The organism is Stutzerimonas chloritidismutans (assembly GCF_020783375.1).
Lineage (GTDB): Bacteria > Pseudomonadota > Gammaproteobacteria > Pseudomonadales > Pseudomonadaceae > Stutzerimonas > Stutzerimonas kunmingensis.
The window spans coordinates 1,521,600-1,539,250 of sequence record NZ_CP086067.1 but is presented as its reverse complement, the minus strand read 5'-3'; the positions used below and the strand labels follow the sequence as shown (position 1 = coordinate 1,539,250).

The window sequence follows — 17,651 nt, the reverse complement described above, 5'->3', positions numbered from 1 at the left end:
GCGTGTCGCTGGAATCGCAGAACAGTTCGTTCCAGCGGGTAGCGCGCCCTGCCGTCCCCCGCACTGTTGCGCCGCGCCGGGGTCGGTGCCAATACCTCGGCCCGCCTCCGGACGCTATCCAAAGCAGGCTCGCTGCTACAGCGAATCGTCGGGGCGGTCCGCCAGCCTGAGCCTTGCGGGCGCAGGCAGTTTGCGACGGCTGCGGGCGGAACAATCGGTCAGGCTCTGGCCGCCTGTGCCCGGCCGGCCGCCGCTACCTCCTCACCGGCACCCTGCAGCAGTTTCCACAGCCAGCTCGGCAGCGTGTCGGGGTCGAGACTGTCGATCAGATTCTTGATCGCCAGGCCCAGCTCGGTATCACCCTCGATAACCAGCCGGCGGCGGAAGAACAGCGTATCCGGGTCTTCCTGACGGCTGGCCAACAGCAGGAATTCGCGCCAGTTGCCGCGAATGGTCACCTCCACCGGTGCCTGCGCCGCAATGCGCAGCTGCTCGCGCTCGCAGGTCAGGCACCAGGCAAGGCCGAGGTCGGCGACTTCGAGCTTCATCCAGTGGCCGTCAAGCACATCGAAGGCGCCGTCGCTCAGTGCTTCGGCGAATACCTGATTGAGGCTGCGCTCCAGCGCCAGGCGCTGGAGCAGGAATGGCGTCTTGGCCGCAAGCGGCAACAGCCGCCCGCCGAGATTCACCAGATGGGCACGTGGATTCAGCATAATCCGGCCTCCTCGGCGCGTAGCATGCCCGGCTGGCCATGCCAATACCCATTGCAACCGTCCACCGCCAGCGGCGGCAGCGCGCCCTTGCGCACCGCATCGAAGGCAGCGATCACCTCGTCCATACCGGCAGCACGCGGGCTCAGGCGCAGCAGATCGGCACCGCTGTCGACCAGGCCCGCGTAGTCGGCGAGCAGGTTGCTGACCGCTGCGGACATGGTCTGGATACCGTTGATGGTGAACAGCGCCTCACCCTCCTGGCTCAGCAGCGGAATGCCCTCGGGATAGTTCTGGCAGCAGAACTGGCAGTCGTCCTTCGGCCGGTTCTCGGCACGGGCGGTGAAGCAGCGCGCCGAATAGGCGAGCGGCAGATGACCGTAGGCGAATATCTCGATTTCCGGCAGCGCCACGCCCAGCTCCTGCAGTTGCGCGCGGGCACTCTTGATCAGCTTGCCGGAGGCTTCCACCGGCGGCACCCAGCGGGTCATGCCGCTGGCCACCAGCTCGGCCAGGGCGTGGCCGTTGTAGAGATTCAGCGCCGGGCCGCCGACGAAGGGCAACTTGCGCTCGGACATCAACTGCACCGCGCCCATGTCATTGGCTTCCACCAGCAGCTCGCCGTTGTCACACAGGCGGCGCAGGCTGGATAGCTCGGAAGCGGCTTCGACCAGGGTCAGGCCGGACAAGACCAGTTGCGCCGAGGAGGCTTCAGCCAGATCACGGGCCAGACCAAGCCAGTCATCGAGCATCAGCGCGCGGCGCTTGGAGCAAACGGTTTCGCCGAGGTAGATAACATCCAGCGGCTGGCTGGCCATGTTGGCGTAGAAGTCCAGCGTCTGCTGGCGATCCCAGTAGAACAGCACCGGGCCCAGAGAAAGTTTCATGGGTGACTCCTCGTTCATTGCCAGGCCCGGTGATAGGCACCCAGGGTGGTTTGCAAGCCTTCGGACAGGCCATCCAGCACCTGCCGCCAGCCGGGTTCGACCGCGTAGCGCTGCGGCGCCTTGAGATAGCTGTCCAGCGCCGCGCGCCAGACCCGAGTGACCTGCTCGACATAGGCCGGGCTGCGCTGGCGGCCCTCGATCTTCATCGCGGTGACGCCGATGGCGGAAAGCTCGGGGATCAGATCCAGGGTGTTCAGGCTGGTGGGTTCTTCCAGCGCGTGGAAGCGCTGACCATTGACCATGAAGCGCCCTTTGCACAGCGTCGGGTAACCAGCCGATTCGCCTTCGGCGTAGCGGTCGATCAGTACGTTGTTGAGGCGCGAGGTCAGCCCTTCCGGCTCCTCGCTCCAGCGCACCGCCTTGGCCGGCGAGCAGACGCCACAGAGATTGGGTGATTCGCCGGTAAGGTACGAAGACAGATGGCAACGACCCTCGGCCATGATGCACAGGCTGCCAAAGGCGAACACTTCGATCGGCACCGGGCTGCTCGCCGCGACCTGCTTGACCTGCTTGAGCGAAAGCACCCGCGGCAGCACAGCGCGGCTGATTCCGTAGCGCTGCTGATAGAAGCCCAGCGCGGCGGCATTGGTAGCCGACCCCTGCACCGACAGATGCAGATTGAGTTTGGGATGGCGCTTGCTGGCATAGCCGAGCACGCCGGGGTCGGCCGCGATCAGCGCATCCACGCCCATGTCGGCGGCCTGATCCACGGCGCGCTGCCAGCGATTCCAGCCGTCCGGCTGGGCATAGGTGTTGACGGCGATATACAGCTGCCGGCCCTTCTCGCGGATCAGCTGCAGACCCTTGTCGAGCTGCTTTTCATCGAGATTGAGGCCGGCGAAATGGCGGGCGTTGGTGTCGTCGCGAAATCCGACATAAATGGCATCGGCGCCCTGCTGGACGGCGGCCTTGAGCGCGGGCAGGCTTCCTGCCGGGCAGACCAGGTGCATGACAACTCCTAGACATTCGGGTACATGCGCGCCACGCACCGATGGCGTAGCGGTCGTTCGGCTGAACGGAAAACAGCCGGCAGTCTAGGCAGCTGACCATTGGCCAGCATTGATAGGGGTCAAGTTTGCTCGGACGTCGCGACTGCGACGAAATGCAGCGGAAGGTGCGCGCCAGCCGTGCCATGGCTGGCGAGCAATTGCCTCAAATGCCCTCGTCGCCCTCGAATTCCTCGGTGGCACGGGCGACCATCTGCCGCCATGCGCCGGACTCCTCACCAAGCAGGCGTATGGCCTTCAGGCTCGCAGCGAAGGCGTCGCGATAGTGCAGCGGATTGTTTTCGCTGGCGGCGCGCTCGGCGAAGGCCTGCGCCTCGCTCAAAAGTGCTTCGAATTCGTTCTGGTCCAGTGCCATGGAGCTCTCCTCGGTTGTGATATGAGGTTAGACCATGGCAGGTCGTCTGCGACTCTCGCCGGCCGACGGGCGCTACTTGAGCTTCAGCCGTCGCGCCAGCTTGTGCAGGTTGCTCGGGTCGACATCCAGCAGGCGGGCGGCCTGCGCCCAGTTCTCGCCGCTGGCCTCCAGCGCCCGGACGATGGCCTGGCGCTGGGCAGCATCGACGGTGTAGCGCAGCGGCAGCACCTCGTCGGCGACTACCGGCTCATCGACCACCTGCGCCGAGACCACACCGACGGCATGGCTGTCCAGGTCCAGCAGATCGGGCTCCAGCGTCAGGATCTCGCTGCGCGACGCGCCACGGCTGAGCAGGCGCAGCGCCGCGCGGCTGACCACATGCTCCAGCTCGCGCACGTTGCCCGGCCAGGAATAGGCCAGCAGAGCGCGCTCGGCGGCCGGCGACAGTCGCATGCTGCGCAGCCCCAGCCGCGCGCGATTGAGTTCGAGGAAGTGCCCGGCGAGGATCAGCACGTCGTTGCCACGCTCGCGCAAGGGTGGAATCGGCGCCGGATAGACCGACAGCCGGTGATAGAGATCGGCGCGGAAATGCCCGTCACGCACGCTTTCGCGCAGGTTGCGGTTGGTCGCGGCGATGATGCGCACATCGACCTGGCGCGGCTTGTCCGCACCGAGGCGCTGAATCTCGCCATTCTGCAAGGTGCGCAGCAGCTTGGCCTGCACCGTCAGCGGCAGCTCGCCAACCTCGTCGAGCAGCAGCGTGCCGCCATTGGCAGCGTCGAAACGACCGGGCCGATCGGTGGTGGCACCGGAAAACGCGCCTTTGACGTGGCCGAACAGTTCGCTCTCGGCCAGGGATTCGGGCAATGCCGCGCAGTTGACGTGCACCAGCGGCTTGTTGCGCCGCCGCGAATGCCGATGCAGCCAGCGCGCGAACAGCTCCTTGCCGACACCGGTCTCGCCCAGCAGCAGCACTGGCAATTCGGAATCAGCCACCACCTGCAATTCGCGCAGCAGTTCGCGGATCACATCGCTCTGACCGAGAATTTCGCCATCGCCATGATCGAGTGCGGCTTCCATCACGTCGCTACGCGCCAGGCGCAGACCGCGATTCTCATGCTCCAGCCGGGTAACCCGCACCGCGGCCTCGATCACCAGGGTGTAGCGCTGCAGGTCGCAGCGGGCGTCATCGCCAAAGGTGCCGGCATGCAGCGCATCCAGCGTCAGCGCCCCCCACAGTTTGCCTTCGACGTAGAGGCTGACGCCCATGCAGTCATGCACCGGCAACGGCTCGCCAATGTGCTCGTCGAGCAAACCGTCATAGGGGTCCGGCAGGCGGCTGTCGGGCTCGAACCAGGTCGGCTCGCGCTGGGAGAGAATCGCCGCCAGACGCGGATGCTGCGCCACGACGAAGCGCCGGCCCAGCGCCTCCTGCACCAGCCCTACTGCCGCCAGCGGGCGCAGGCTGTCCTCGTCGAGGCGCAGCAGCACGACGGCACCGCAGCGAAAGTGCTGGTGCAGGGTGTGCACCAGACGTTGCAGGCGCACCGCGTTGGGCAATTCGGTGGTCAGGTCGGCAAGCAATGCGTCAGCCATCATGGTGCTGGATACCCTCATGGTTTTTAGAACCATAACCGCTTCGGGTAATTTCCACCAGCAGCGTGTCGCAGTCGCCAGTTTCCGCGGTGTCGGCGCCTGGCACGGCTGTTGCGATGGACTGGCCATATCCATCAGGACCACTGCCATGACCACCGACCTAATCGACCAGACCCTCGGCAATCTCGCATGTTCGGTGCCGGGTGCCACCCGGGTATTCCGCCAGTTCCGCCTGGACTTCTGCTGCGGTGGCGACCTGCCGCTGCGCGAGGCCGCGGCGCGAATCGATGTCGATCCGCACATCATCGCTGGCGCACTGCTCGCCCTCGAGCCGGAAGAGTCCGAGAAGGACTGGCGCGCCGAGCCCGCTGGCCAGCTGATCGAATACATCCTGGCGCGCTTTCATGAGCGGCATCGCGACCAGTTCCCGGAGCTGATTCGCCTGGCCAGCCGGGTCGAGCAGGTCCATGGCAGCCGCCCCGAATGCCCCAACGGTCTCGCCGAACACCTGTGGCACATGCAGCAGGAGCTGGAAAGCCACATGCTGAAGGAGGAACAGATTCTCTTCCCGATGCTGCAGCGCGGCATGCGCTTCCCGCAGGCGCAGGGGCCGATCTCGGTAATGCGCTACGAGCATCAGGAGCACGGCAATGCGCTGGAGCAGCTGGCGACGCTGACCAACGACATCACCCCACCGGCCAACGCATGCAATACCTGGCGCGCGTTGTATCGCGGGCTGGAGGAGATGCGCAGCGACCTGATGCAGCACATCCACCTGGAGAACAACGTGCTGTTCCGTAACGCGGAAATGATCGCGCCGACAGCGAGCGACGAAGGCGTACAACGTATCGAGGTGGCTCAGTCATGAAACAGTATCTGCAACCTATCGCCTGGGGCGTGGCAATGGCCTCGGTCGTCGCGCTGGCCAGCAGCTTCGCCCTGAGCATGGCCGTCGGCACGGCGCAGGCGGCCACTGCACACGATCACAGCCACCCAACACCCGTCGCCGCCCAAGCTACGCCAGGCGAGCGCTGGGCCACCGACGCCGCTCTGCGCGAAGGCATGACCCGTATCCACGAAGCCGTACAACGCAGCATGCCAAGTGCCCCCGGCCAGCCGGTCAGTGACGAGTCGGCGGCCGCGCTGCAACGCGACATCGAAGCGGCGACCAGCTATCTCATCGCCAACTGCAAGTTGCCGGAAGCCGCTGACAATGCGCTGCATGGCCTGTTGATCGACCTGCTCAAGGGCGCCGAGGCGCTGTCCGATGCCGAGCAGCGTGAACAGGGCCTGCAGCGCATTTTCGACGCACTGGAACGTTATCCGCAGCTGTTTGCCGAGCCGGTATGGCGTGACGGATTCGTCGCTCATCTGCACTGATCGCCGACGCGGTACCGAGCCGCGTATGGCCAGATCATGACCGTCATCAACTTCTAACCTGCGTCATCGCCCATCACATGCGCTAGGCTGAAGGCCGACGTTTGTTGTTGTTCAATTGAAACAGGACGCCTTGCATGGTGCTTCACCGCGTACACCACCAGATTCTCCGCAGCCACCACCTGTTCGAACCGCTGAATGAAGAGCAGATGGAAGAACTGCTCAATGCCAGCCAACTGCTCAACCTCGACAAGGGTGACAACCTGTTCCACCAGGGCGAGCCGGCACACAACTTCTACTTCGTCATCTCCGGTGCGGTTAAGGTCTACCGCCTGACGCCCGACGGCCAGGAGAAGGTCTTCGAGGTCATCGGCAACCGCCAGACCTTTGCCGAAGCCATGATGCTGATGGACACGCCCAACTACGTGGCCTCGGCCCAGGCGGTCTGCCCGTCGCAGGTCTACCGGTTCTCCAACGCGGCCTACATGCGCCTGCTGGAAGCCAACCAGCGCCTCACCTTCGCCCTGCTCGGCAAGCTCTGCGTGCGCCTGCACCAGCGCATCAACGAGATCGAAACGCTGTCGCTGAAGAACGCCACCCACCGCGTGGTGCGCTATCTGCTGACGCAATTGGCGCGAGTGAAGGACGGCAGCAACAGCTTCGAGCTACCGATGGCCAAGCAGCTGGTGGCCGGGCACCTGTCGATCCAGCCGGAGACGTTTTCGCGGATCATTCGGCGACTGATCGACGAGAGCATCATCACCCAGGAAGGCCGGCAGATCGCTATCCTCGATCGCCAGCGGCTCGAGCAGTTCGAGTGAGTTGATCGTCGTCAAAGCCTGCGATTTTTCCGCCGTGTCAGGCTTCAACGACCGAGAGGAGCGCCGCCATGCCCAGATGCCTGTACTGCCAGCAGGACAACCCGCCGAAGCAAGCCGAATGCAGCAACTGCGGCATGCCGCTGCCGGAGCACGCCGACAGTGCCCCGGAGCGCCGGCAGCGGCGCTTCCTGTGGTTCTGCATCGGTCTCAGCGTCTTCTGCGCGGTGATGATCGTCTGGCTGCCACGCCATCTGTTCTGATGGCGCCCCACCCAATGATGTCTACAGCGGATAGTCGCTTCGCAGTGAAACGCCGCCCCGTGCTGAAGCGGATGTGCCGCGAAACAGCTCAGCGACCAGCCTTCCCTTGCCCACAGCAATCCTTCAGCGTGGCCCCATGATCTGCGCCAGCGCATCCAGCTGCGGTGCACCCTGGTGCTGCTGCAGACGGTCGTTGTCGTCGAGATAGAAGATTGCCGGAGTCGCCTGGGCGCCCAGTTCGCTCATCAGCATCAGGTTGTTGGTGAGCTGTTCTTCCAGTTCTGCCGGGATCTTATCCAGCGCCTTGAGCTTGCTCGCCTTGCCGGCCGCCTCGTGCTCGTTGAGCGCTGCCTGAGGATCCTTGGCGCTGAGCAGCGCGGCGGATTTGCCCGCGCTGTCGGCGCGCAGCATGCCGACCATGATGTGCCGCAACTGCACCTTGCCGGACTCGACCCAGGGCCGTGCCTGCTTCCAGAACATGTTGCAGTACGGACAGTTCGGGTCGCTGAACATGTAGATGATTCGCGGCGCGTCGGCCTTGCCGTCGGCGATCCAGGTGCTGTTCTCCATGCGCGTCCACATTTCCTTGCCCAGCGGTTCGTAGACCAGCTTCTCCAGGTGCACGCGGGTCAGGTCCTCGCCTTTTGCATCGAGCAGACTACCGATCAGCACGTGCTCGCCATCAGGGGTGAGATACAGCGCCATGCCCTGCCCGTTGTAACGCGCGGCATAGCCCTTGAGCCCGCCGGGTGCCGCGAAACTGCCGACGACCTCGGCGCCACGCGCCTCGACGGCCTTGATCGCCTCCGGCAATTCCTCGGCCTGCGCCATGGGCAGGGCCAGTAGGCTGACGCCGGCCAGCAGGTAGGGTAACGGCTTGAATCGAATCACTGCTCAGCTTCCTCTTTCAGTTTTTCCAGCGCGCGCGCCAGACTGGCGTGCGAGAGTTCGCCGAGATGGCTGCTGACCTGGCGGCCATCGGCGTTGTAGAACAGCGTGGTCGGCAGCGCCGTGGAGCCCACGTGCTGCCCGAGGCGCCCGCCACTGTCGAGCAGGACGTTATCGAGACTCAGCCCTGCGGTTTCCAGGAAGCGGTTGATCTCCCCCTCCCCCTCGCCCTGATTGACGAAGAGAAACAGGGTGTCGCCTTCCCGTGCCTGAGCGTCGGCGAGTACCGGCATCTCGCGTCGGCACGGCGGGCACCAGGTCGCCCAGAGATTGATCACCAGTGGCTGACCTGAATAATCCTCCAGCGCCACCGGCCGCCCCTGGTTGTCGCGCAGGGCCATTTCCGGCAACCGCGTGCCTTGCTCGAAGGAATGCCAGGCCAGGTTACTGAAGCCCCAGCTGAGGATTCCCACCGTCAGCGCGATGCCCAGCGGCTTGCGCAGTTCGCGGTCGCGCCAGCCCCACCAGATGCCCAACGCCAACGCGGCGACCAGCCCGGGCCAGGCGATGAAGCCACCGTCGCGGATATCGATGACGCTCAGCCAGTCCTCCTGGTAGTACGCCCAGTACATCGCCACGAAGGCCAGGCGAGCCACGAACAACGCCACCAGCAGCAGGCGAAACAGCTGCCGCTCCGGGTTGCGCTCGCTGCGCCGGCCAACCCACCAGCCGGTCAGGGTCGCCAGCAACAGGCTGCCCAGCAGCAATACATGGGGCACCGCCAGGGCCAGCGGCCCGATATTCACAGTCAGCATCAACCTCGCTCCCGGGTCTGGTTCCAGTTCTGCAGAAAGCCCCCGGCACCGACCTCGCCGGTGATACGGCGTTCGCGGCGCTCGACGCCATCCGGGCCGATCCACAGCAGCGTCGGCGGGCCGAGCACCTGGTAACGGTCCAGCAATTCGCGGCTGGCGGCATCGCTGCGGGTCACGTCGGGGCGCAGCACGCGCACGCCGTCCAGGCTCGCCTGCACCTCGGCATTGCCGAAGACCTCCTTCTCCATGACCTTACAGGAGACGCACCAGTCGGCGTAGTAATCGATCAGCACCCACTGGCCCTGCGCTTTGGCCGCTGCCAGCTCACGATCCAGCACGGACGGATCGCTGAAACCGAGCGCGTGAGCTTCGGCGGAGATGGCACCCGTTCCACCGCCGGCATAGATCGCCAGCGGCCGACGTGGATCGTCCGCTCCGCCGGCGGCACCGAGCAGCATCGCTGCGCCCCACAGCCCCAGCAGAATGCCGCTGGCGTGACAGAGCACGCGCTGACGTTGCACTGCCTGCGCCACATGCAGCAAGGCGGTGGCGAGCACCACCAACAACGCCCCCCACAGGCCCAGCCACAGCCAGTCGGCCAGCAACGGACGCGCAACGAACAGCGCTGCCGCGAGGAAGAGAAAGCCGAACACCACCTTGACCCGATCCATCCAGGCGCCCGGCTTGGGCAGAAAACGCTGGCCGACCGTCACCAGCAACAGCAACGGCGTGCCGATGCCCAGGCCCAGCGCAAAGAGCACCAGGCCACCCTGCAGCGCACTGCCGCTCTGTGCGATGAACAGCAGCGCGGCGGCCAGTGGCGCGGTCATGCAGGGGCCGACCAGCAGGCCGGAGAGCACGCCCAGCGCACCGGCCCCGGCGAGGCTGCCCCCGCGCTGGCGATCACCGACACGCTGCAGGCGATCACGCAGCGCCACCGGCAATTGCAGCTCGAACAAACCGAACATCGGCAGCGCCAGCAACACGAACAGCACGGCGAAACTGGTCAGCAGCCACGGCTGCTGCAGCGCCGCCTGCAGGTTGGCGCCGAGCAGCGCCGCCAGTACACCGAGCCCGGCGTAGACCAGCGCCATGCTGACTACGTAGGTCGCCGCCAGGGCAAAACCACGGCGCGAGGTGGCACCGCTGCCGACCACGATGCCCGCCAGGATCGGCAGCATCGGCAGCGAACAGGGGGTGAAGGCCAGCAGCAAGCCGAGGCCGAAGAAGACCAGCAGGCTCCAGGCCAGCGCCTGACTTTCGAGGCCGCTGACCAGCGCCTGATCTTCGGCCAGCCCAGGCGCTGCCGCCGTGCCGTTGCCAGTCAACGACACCTCGCGGGTCTGCGGCGGATAGCAGAGCCCGGCATCGGCGCAGCCCTGCCAGCCGAGACGCACACTGTTCTCCGCGCCCGGCGGGATCAGCAGTTCGAGGCTGTCGCGGTAGATCTGCGAGTCGCCGAAGAACTCGTCGCTGTAGGGCTCGCCCTCGGGCAGCGGCGGCTGGCGCTCCGGCGGCAGGCCGTCGAACTGCAGGCGCTGCTGATAGAGGTAATAGCCCGGTGCGATCCGCCAGTGCAGCAGCGTCGCGCCGTTCTCCTGCGGGCTGACCGTCAGCGCGAACGCCTCTTCCACCGGCAGGAAATCCCCCTGCGAGCCGCCGCCGAACAGCCCACCAGCCGGCAGCGCCAGGCCGGGCGCCAACAGAAACAGCAGAAGCACCAATGTACGCATGAGAGTCCTGGCCGAGAAATGACTGCCGCGCAGCATGCCGTGACGGGATTAACGCGCGATTAACGCCACGGCATGGGCTGCATAACGTTGCCTTAATCGCTAAGGTCCATCCTTGAGCTTTTTCTGCGGACCCTCCCATGCACGTGCTGCTTGCCGAAGACGACGCGCTGATCGCCAGCGGTATCGTCGCCGGGCTCAATGCCCAGGGCCTGATTGTCGACCACGCCGCGACTGCGGCGGATGCCGAAGCCCTGCTGCGTGCGGCGCACTTCGATGTGCTGATCCTCGACCTCGGCCTGCCCGACGAAGACGGCATCGCCCTGCTGCGACGCCTGCGCCAACAGGGCCTGGAACTACCGGTGCTGGTGCTCACCGCGCGCGATGCGGTCAGCGACCGGGTCACCGGCCTGCAGGCGGGTGCCGACGACTACCTGCTCAAGCCGTTCGACCTGCGCGAGCTGGCCGCGCGCCTGCACACGCTGATGCGGCGCATGTCCGGCCGCAGCGTCAACCTCATCGAACATGGCCGGTTGAGCTACGACCCGAGCCGCTGCGAAGCACGCCTGGACGGCCGCCTCGTCGACCTGTCGCGCCGCGAACAGGCACTGCTGCAGGCGCTGCTCAACAACCAGGGCCGGGTGCTCAGCAGCGAGCAGCTCAAGGACGCGGTCTACGGTTTTGCCGACGACGTCGAGAGCAACGCGCTGAACGTGCATATCCACCATCTGCGCCGCAAGCTCGGCAGCGGCATCGTCGAAACCGTCCGAGGCCTCGGCTATCGCCTCGGCCTCGCAAGCGACGAGGACGCGCCATGAGCCTGCGTCTGCGCCTGACCCTGATGCTCGGCTCGGCCTTCGTGCTGCTCTGGGCATTGGCTGCGACCTGGATGCTGGTCGATCTGCGCAGCCAGATGATGCTCTCGCTCGATCAGCGCCTGGCGGCCTCGGCGCGCATGGTCGCCGGTCTGCTGGTGCAGTTGCCGCAGCCGGTGCCCGGCGACGGCCCGCCGCAGCGTCTGAGCGCCGAGCAACTGGGCATCCCAAACGGCCTGGCCTGCCAGGTCAGCTCGCTGCGTGGCGAGGTGCTGGCGCGTAGCCACAGTGCGCCAGACCAGCAGCTGGACGCCGAGCAGAACGGCTTTCGCGACCAGCTGATCGACGGCGTGCCCTGGCGCAGCTTCACCCTGGTGCAAGGCGAGCTGCGCATCACCACGGCCGACCGTCTGGACGAGCGTGCCGCGCTGAAACGCTCGGTGTTGCTGGCGGCGGCGCTGCCGGTGGCGGTCGCCCTGCTCGGCAGCCTGGGTCTGCTCTGGCTTGGCCTGGGCCGAGGGCTGGCGCCCGTGCGGCAGATTCGCGAGGCACTGACTCGACGCAGCGCCGACTCCCTCGAACCCTTGCCGGTCGAAGGCCTGCCGCCGGAGCTGCTGCCGCTGGTGCAGACGCAGAACCAGCTGTTCCAGCGCATCGCCCAGGCCATCGAACGCGAACGCCGGCTGACCGGCGACGCCGCCCACGAACTGCGCAGCCCGCTGACGGCGATCAAGACCCACCTGCAGGTAGCACGCATGACCGAAGGCGCCACCGCCGAACAGGCGCTGGCGAACGCCGAGGCCGGCGCCGACCGCCTGCAACGCACGCTCGAGCAGTTGCTGTTGCTGGCCCGGGTAGAAGGCAGTCTGGATTTCGACGATGGCCTGCAGTGCACGGCCGCCGAGGTCGCGCGACTGGCGATTCAGGACGCCAGTGGCGGTGACGGCGCGCCAATCCTGTTGCAGGTCCCGGCGGACCTGCCCGACACGCCGCTGGCCATGCCGCCGGTGCTGGCCATCGCCGCGCTGCGCAACCTGCTGGAGAATGCCCAGCGCCACACCGCGCCGGGCAGCGCCGTCACGCTGACCCTGCAGCCTGAAGCCGAGCGAGTACGCTTCGAAGTACGCGACCAGGGCCCGGGCATCGCCGCCGAGCATCTCGAGCACCTGACCCGCCGCTTCTGGCGACACGCCGCCAGCAGTGGCAGCGGCCTGGGCCTGGCCATTGTCCAGGCGATCGCGCAACGCTGCGACTGCACCCTCACCTTCGACAGCCAGGCCGGCGGCCTGCGCGTATCACTGACGGTGCCGCTGCAGCGCTGAGCACGCGCTTAGCCAGGGAATTCCAGGCGGAAGGTCGTCCAGCCCTGCGCGGAGCTGCAGTGGATTCGGCCCTGATGGGCCTGGACGATGGAGCGGGTGATCGCCAGGCCCAGGCCGGCATTGCTCGGGCTGCCTTCGCGGCGCGCCGGGTCGACCCGGTAGAAGCGGTCGAACAGTCGCTCCAGATGCTCAGGCGCGATGGTCGCGCCAGGATTGCTCACCTCAAGCGTCACGTGACCTGCGCCTCGCTCGATGGTCACACGGATCAGCTCGCCGTCGGGGGTGTAGCGCAGCGCATTGGACAGCAGGTTCGACAGCGCCCGGCGCAGCATCAACAGATCGCCCTGAATGGTGCCGGCACCGGAAAGCTCGAAGCGCACCCCGCGCTCGTCCGCCGAGAGCTGGTAATAGTCCAGCAGCTGCGCGCACAACGCCTCCAGCGCGACGGGCTTGGCGTCCGGCACGATCAGCCCGTTATCTGCCTTGGCGAGGAACAGCATGTCGTCGATCATCCGCGACATGCGCTGCAACTCCTCCAGATTCGAATGCAGGTTGTCCTGGTACTGATCCAGCGTGCGCGCGCGGGTCAGCGCCACCTCGGTGTGGGTCATCAGGTTGCTCAGCGGCGTGCGCAGCTCGTGGGCGATGTCGGCGGAGAAGTTCGACAACCGCACGAAGGCGTCCTCCAGTCGCGCCAGCATGGCGTTGAACGCCTGCACCAGCTGCTGCAGCTCGGCCGGTGTCGACTCGTCGGGGATGCGCTCGCGCAGCGACTTGGCCGAGACGGAGGCGGCCACCTGGGTCACCTCGCGCAAGGGTCGCAAGCCGCTGCGCACCAGCAGCCAGCCGAGCAGCCCGCTGAGCAAGGCGCAGAGCACCAGCGCCGACCATAGCCAGCCGCTGAACGTATGGAAGAAAGCCTTGTGCGCGGTGACATCGAGCAGGATCAGCAAGGTCAGCCGCTGCGCGCCGATCGCGACATGCCCGGCCTCGCCACGCCAGACGTGGCCGTCTAGTGTCAGCTCTCCCGCTTCCCGGCCGATCAGCTCGAGTAGCGGCGGTTCCGCTTCGTCAACGCCCGGCTGAGGAAACAGCTGTGCACCGCGTTCATCGAAAATGAAACCGCGCATCTCGCTGTGCCCGCCGAGCAGCGCCTGCAGCTGTGGGCGAACGCGCTCGAAGTTCTGCAGGTCGTCCAGCTCCCCTAGCAGGCGTCGGCTTGCCTCGAGCTTTTCGTGCAGCGTATGGCGGTCCAGTTCGTCGAAGTGATGCTCACTGAGCTGGCTGAAGAAATAGCCGGCCGCCGCCAGCACGCCGGTCACCGCGAGCATGAACATCAGGCTCAGCCGCGCGGTCAGCGACAGCCGCTTCATGGCGCGTCCGGCTCGTCGAGCATGTAACCCATGCCCCGTGCGGTGTGGATCAGCTTGGGCTCGAAGCCATCGTCGATCTTCACCCGCAAGCGACGGATCGCCACCTCGATGACATTGGTGTCGCTGTCGAAATTCATGTCCCAGACCTGGGAAGCGATCAGCGACTTGGGCAGCACCTCGCCGCGCCGGCGCAGGAGCAGTTCCAGCAGTGCGAATTCCTTGGCAGTCAGGTCGATACGCTGGCCAGCCCGCACCGCGCGGCGCTTGAGCAGATCGACCTCCAGATCCGCGATCTTCAACTGGGTCTGCAAGGCCGCCGCGCTGCCTCGTCGCAGCAGGGTGCGCACGCGCGCCAGCAGTTCGGAGAACGCGAACGGCTTGACCAGATAATCGTCGGCGCCCAGCTCCAGCCCCTTGACGCGATCCTCGACGCGATCGCGCGCGGTCAGAAACAGCACCGGCACCTCGTTGCCCGACGCCCGCACCAGGCGCAACACTTCCCAGCCATCCAGGCCCGGCATCATCACGTCGAGAATCAGCAGGTCATAGGGCGTACTCAGCACATGCTGCAGCGCGTCGGTGCCGCTGGTGACGCGGTCGACGGTGAAGCCGGCCTCGCTCAGGCCCTGCTGTAGATACATGCCGGTTTTCGGTTCGTCTTCGGCGACCAGCAATTTCATGGCGGCGAGTTCCTTCGGTGGCGACGCCGCAAGTGTGGCAGCGCCCGCAGCTGGGACGCCACGAAGCTGACAAAAAAGTAATCTTCCGATCAGCCTCTTGTCAGGCCGCCGGAGTTAGCGTGGTACTCAGAAAAATGAGGCTTGACCTTGCCATCGCGTCAAGGTTGAGCATCAAGCCAGTGCTACCAAAACTGGCTAACCGAGGACCATCCCATGACCAGCATTCAACTCAAGGTATCCGGCATGACCTGCGGCGCGTGCGTCCGGCATGTAACCGCGGCACTACAGCCCTTGGCGGGTGTCGAGCGCGTCGAGGTCGATCTGGCCGCCGGGCTCGCCCGGATAGACGGCACGGCCGATAGCGCGGAGCTGATCGCCGCACTCGACGAAGCCGGTTACCCTGCCGAGGTCACCACCGACTCGCCTGCCCCGACGCCCCGCAAAACCGGATGCGGTTGCGGCTGCAACTGAACATCGCTCTGGAGAAGCCCATGAAACTCTACCTCACCGCACTCGCCGCTCTGCTGATGTCCGGCATGGCCCACGCCGCGGATGTCATCGATGTGCACCGCGATGCCAACTGCGGCTGCTGCAAGGACTGGATCAAGTACCTGGAGGCCAACGGTTTCGAGGTGCGCGATCACGTCGAAAGCAATATGTCGGCGGTCAAGCAGAAGCTGGGTGTCGCGCCTCGCCTGGGCTCATGCCACACCGGTGTGATTGACGGCAAGTTCGTCGAAGGCCACGTTCCGGTTGCGGCGATTCATGAGCTGCAGAAGCGCGACGATCTCGCCGGTGTTGCCGTACCGGGCATGCCGGCGGGCTCGCCGGGCATGGATTATGGCCAGCCGCACCAGCAGTACCAGGTGATCGGCCTGACCACCAAGGGCCGCGATCTGGTGCTCGGCGACTATCTTGGCGCGCAGCCGGTTCGCTAAGCCGCGCTGCCATCAGGACACGCGATGCCGTTCGGCATCTCCGGCAGGGCCAGCCCGATTGGGGCTGGCCACGCTGCCAGCTGACAAAATCGTAATTTTCGCTTCAGGTCGCTGACAGATGCACCGCGCTATGGTGCTTGTCACAAGCGTTGCAACGTCGCGCCTGCGCGGCGGCAAACCAACAATTCGATCGACCGAACAGGACCCGCATGCAATTGACCAGTTCTCGGCGCACCTTCGTCAAAAGCCTGGCTGCCGGCGGCGCCGTCGCTGGCCTCGGGCTGTGGCAACAGCCCGTCTGGGCGCTGACCAGCGCGGGGCAGCCGACGGTGCTCAGCGGCACCGAGTTCGAACTCACCATTGATTCCATGACGGTGGATTTTACCGGCAAGCGCCGCACTGCCATGGCCATCAACGGCAGCATTCCCGGTCCGCTGCTGCGCTGGCGCGAGGGCGACACAGTGACCCTGCGCGTGCGCAACCGGCTGCCCCACGACACCTCCATCCATTGGCACGGCATCCTGCTGCCGGCCAACATGGACGGCGTACCCGGCTTCAGCTTCGCCGGCATCGCGCCGGATGGCATGTACGAATACCGCTTCAAGGTCGTCCAGAGCGGCACCTACTGGTACCACAGCCACTCCGGTTTTCAGGAACAGCTGGGCGTCTATGGCGCGCTGATCATCGATCCCAAGGAGCCGGAGCCTTTCAGCTACGATCGCGACTATGTGGTGTTCCTCTCCGACTGGACCGACGAAAGCCCGGCACGGGTGCTGGCCAAGCTGAAGAAGCGCTCGGACTACTACAACCGGGGCCGCCGCACGCTTGGCGACTTCATCGACGATGTCGCCGACAACGGCTGGAGTGACACCGTCAGCGAGCGCTGGGCCTGGGCGAAGATGAACATGTCGCCGACCGATCTCGCCGACATCAGCGGTGCCACCTACACCTACCTGCTCAACGGCCAGGCGCCGGACGGCAACTGGACCGGCCTCTTCCAGCCAGGCGAGCGCATCCGCCTGCGCCTGATCAACGGCTCGGCGATGAGTTATTTCGACTTCCGCATCCCCGGTCTCAAGCTCACCGTGGTCGCCGCCGACGGGCAGAACGTCAAACCGGTGCAGGTGGACGAAGTGCGCCTGGCGGTGGCGGAAACCCTCGATGTGATCGTCGAGCCGGACGGCAGCCAGAACGCCTACACCCTGTTCGCCCAGCCCATGGACCGCAGCGGCTATGCCCGCGGCACCCTGGCCGTGCGCGATGGCCTGCAGGCGCCGGTGCCCAAGCCCGATCCGCGCCCCGAACTGACTATGGAGGACATGGGCCACGGCGATCATTCAGCCCATGGTCAGGCTGCTGCGCCTGCGCCGAGCGACGATCCTCACGCCGGGCATGGCGACATGAATCACGGCGCGATGAATCAGAATGAGACGAATGGCCAGATGGACCACGCCACCATGGGCCACGGCTCGTCCGGCGGCGGCATGCAGACGCATCCGGCCAGCGAAACCGACAACCCGCTGGTGGACATGCAGACCATGATGCCGGTGCCCAAGCTGGACGATCCCGGCATCGGCCTGCGCGATAACGGCCGGCGCGTGCTGACCTATGCCGACCTGCACAGCACCTTCGCCGATCCGGACGGCCGTGAGCCGACGCGCACCATCGAACTGCACCTGACCGGCCATATGGAACGCTTCGCCTGGTCGTTCGACGGCATCCCCTTCGCCGACGCCGAGCCAATCCGCCTCAAGTACGGCGAGCGGGTGCGCTTCGTCCTGGTCAACGACACCATGATGCACCACCCCATCCACCTGCACGGGCTGTGGAGCGATCTGGAGGACGAACACGGCAATTTCCAGGTACGCAAGCACACCATCGACATGCCACCGGGTTCGAAACGCAGCTATCGCGTCACCGCCGACGCCCTCGGTCGCTGGGCCTATCACTGCCACATGCTGATGCACATGGACCTCGGGATGTTCCGCGAAGTCCGCGTAGAAGAATGACGGAGAAA

19 protein-coding genes are annotated in these 17,651 nt (G+C 65.9%); 9 read left to right on the top strand and 10 right to left on the bottom strand.

Features of this window, described 5'->3' with window-relative positions:
* Positions 1–218: 218 nt before the first annotated feature.
* The 5 genes from ubiT to norR all read right to left on the bottom strand — a co-directional run bounded on the left by ubiT (position 219) and on the right by norR (position 4,618).
* Positions 219–713, bottom strand: a complete 495-nt coding sequence (gene ubiT / locus LLJ08_RS07180) for a ubiquinone anaerobic biosynthesis accessory factor UbiT (RefSeq protein WP_003279700.1) — start codon at positions 711–713, stop codon at positions 219–221.
* Entirely contained in the window at positions 707–1,597 is an 891-nt protein-coding gene (locus LLJ08_RS07175) for a U32 family peptidase (protein ID WP_003299692.1), read from the bottom strand. Before LLJ08_RS07175 ends, ubiT begins: the two co-directional genes overlap by 7 nt.
* A 14-nt stretch (positions 1,598–1,611) precedes the next feature.
* On the bottom strand, positions 1,612–2,607 hold the full coding sequence (ubiU, locus tag LLJ08_RS07170; protein ID WP_228208571.1) for a ubiquinone anaerobic biosynthesis protein UbiU: 996 nt from the start codon (positions 2,605–2,607) through the stop codon (positions 1,612–1,614).
* A 202-nt stretch (positions 2,608–2,809) separates the two neighbouring features.
* On the bottom strand, positions 2,810–3,019 hold the full coding sequence (locus tag LLJ08_RS07165) for a hypothetical protein (RefSeq protein WP_003299695.1): 210 nt from the start codon (positions 3,017–3,019) through the stop codon (positions 2,810–2,812).
* 72 nt (positions 3,020–3,091) lie between these two features.
* Complete coding sequence (norR, locus tag LLJ08_RS07160) at positions 3,092–4,618, bottom strand: nitric oxide reductase transcriptional regulator NorR (protein WP_228208912.1); 1,527 nt, start codon at positions 4,616–4,618, stop codon at positions 3,092–3,094.
* Positions 4,619–4,763: 145 nt separating this feature from the next.
* Between norR and ytfE the strand changes: the two genes are divergently transcribed.
* The 4 genes from ytfE (at position 4,764) to LLJ08_RS07140 (ending at position 7,073) form a co-directional block, all read left to right on the top strand.
* Positions 4,764–5,483 carry an iron-sulfur cluster repair protein YtfE gene (gene ytfE / locus LLJ08_RS07155; RefSeq protein ID WP_228208570.1) on the top strand — a complete coding sequence of 240 codons (720 nt, stop codon included), beginning with the start codon at positions 4,764–4,766 and terminating at the stop codon, positions 5,481–5,483.
* A complete protein-coding gene (locus LLJ08_RS07150; protein ID WP_014820942.1) occupies positions 5,480–5,995 on the top strand; it encodes a hypothetical protein in 516 nt (171 codons plus the stop codon). The genes ytfE and LLJ08_RS07150 overlap by 4 nt, the downstream gene beginning before the upstream one ends.
* A gap of 134 nt (positions 5,996–6,129) precedes the next feature.
* Positions 6,130–6,813, top strand: a complete 684-nt coding sequence (locus tag LLJ08_RS07145) for a Crp/Fnr family transcriptional regulator (RefSeq protein WP_003299699.1) — start codon at positions 6,130–6,132, stop codon at positions 6,811–6,813.
* A 68-nt stretch (positions 6,814–6,881) separates the two neighbouring features.
* Positions 6,882–7,073: a hypothetical protein gene (locus LLJ08_RS07140; RefSeq protein WP_023446761.1), complete on the top strand. Its 192-nt coding sequence runs from the start codon at positions 6,882–6,884 to the stop codon at positions 7,071–7,073.
* Between the two features lie 123 nt (positions 7,074–7,196).
* Here the strand turns inward: LLJ08_RS07140 and dsbG are convergent, their stop codons facing one another.
* From dsbG to dsbD, 3 genes are read right to left on the bottom strand one after another with little or no spacing between them, the layout of a single operon-like run.
* Complete coding sequence (dsbG, locus tag LLJ08_RS07135) at positions 7,197–7,964, bottom strand: thiol:disulfide interchange protein DsbG (protein ID WP_228208569.1); 768 nt, start codon at positions 7,962–7,964, stop codon at positions 7,197–7,199.
* On the bottom strand, positions 7,961–8,776 hold the full coding sequence (locus tag LLJ08_RS07130) for a TlpA disulfide reductase family protein (protein ID WP_228208568.1): 816 nt from the start codon (positions 8,774–8,776) through the stop codon (positions 7,961–7,963). The genes dsbG and LLJ08_RS07130 overlap by 4 nt, the downstream gene beginning before the upstream one ends.
* Complete coding sequence (gene dsbD / locus LLJ08_RS07125; RefSeq protein ID WP_228208567.1) at positions 8,776–10,509, bottom strand: protein-disulfide reductase DsbD; 1,734 nt, start codon at positions 10,507–10,509, stop codon at positions 8,776–8,778. The genes LLJ08_RS07130 and dsbD overlap by 1 nt, the downstream gene beginning before the upstream one ends.
* Before the next feature lie 137 nt (positions 10,510–10,646).
* Here dsbD and LLJ08_RS07120 point away from each other — a divergent pair, with 137 nt between their 5' ends.
* Positions 10,647–11,324, top strand: coding sequence for a response regulator (locus LLJ08_RS07120; RefSeq protein WP_228208566.1), 678 nt, complete (start codon positions 10,647–10,649; stop codon positions 11,322–11,324).
* Positions 11,321–12,643 carry a sensor histidine kinase gene (locus tag LLJ08_RS07115; protein WP_228208565.1) on the top strand — a complete coding sequence of 441 codons (1,323 nt, stop codon included), beginning with the start codon at positions 11,321–11,323 and terminating at the stop codon, positions 12,641–12,643. The genes LLJ08_RS07120 and LLJ08_RS07115 overlap by 4 nt, the downstream gene beginning before the upstream one ends.
* A gap of 8 nt (positions 12,644–12,651) precedes the next feature.
* Here LLJ08_RS07115 and LLJ08_RS07110 read toward each other — a convergent pair whose 3' ends face one another.
* Positions 12,652–14,016 carry a heavy metal sensor histidine kinase gene (locus LLJ08_RS07110; protein WP_228208564.1) on the bottom strand — a complete coding sequence of 455 codons (1,365 nt, stop codon included), beginning with the start codon at positions 14,014–14,016 and terminating at the stop codon, positions 12,652–12,654.
* The gene (locus LLJ08_RS07105) at positions 14,013–14,696 is read right to left on the bottom strand and encodes a heavy metal response regulator transcription factor (protein ID WP_228208563.1); all 684 of its coding nucleotides are present in this window, start codon (positions 14,694–14,696) and stop codon (positions 14,013–14,015) included. Before LLJ08_RS07105 ends, LLJ08_RS07110 begins: the two co-directional genes overlap by 4 nt.
* A 213-nt stretch (positions 14,697–14,909) precedes the next feature.
* On the opposite strand from LLJ08_RS07105, the gene LLJ08_RS07100 reads away from it, so the two are divergent.
* From LLJ08_RS07100 to LLJ08_RS07090, 3 genes are all read left to right on the top strand, one after another.
* Positions 14,910–15,167 (top strand): heavy-metal-associated domain-containing protein, encoded by a 258-nt coding sequence (locus LLJ08_RS07100; protein WP_041014518.1) that lies wholly within the window; start codon positions 14,910–14,912, stop codon positions 15,165–15,167.
* A gap of 20 nt (positions 15,168–15,187) precedes the next feature.
* Positions 15,188–15,634 (top strand): DUF411 domain-containing protein, encoded by a 447-nt coding sequence (locus LLJ08_RS07095; protein ID WP_003293403.1) that lies wholly within the window; start codon positions 15,188–15,190, stop codon positions 15,632–15,634.
* Positions 15,635–15,843: 209 nt separating this feature from the next.
* On the top strand, positions 15,844–17,643 hold the full coding sequence (locus tag LLJ08_RS07090) for a copper resistance system multicopper oxidase (protein ID WP_228208562.1): 1,800 nt from the start codon (positions 15,844–15,846) through the stop codon (positions 17,641–17,643).
* Positions 17,644–17,651: the final 8 nt, after the last annotated feature.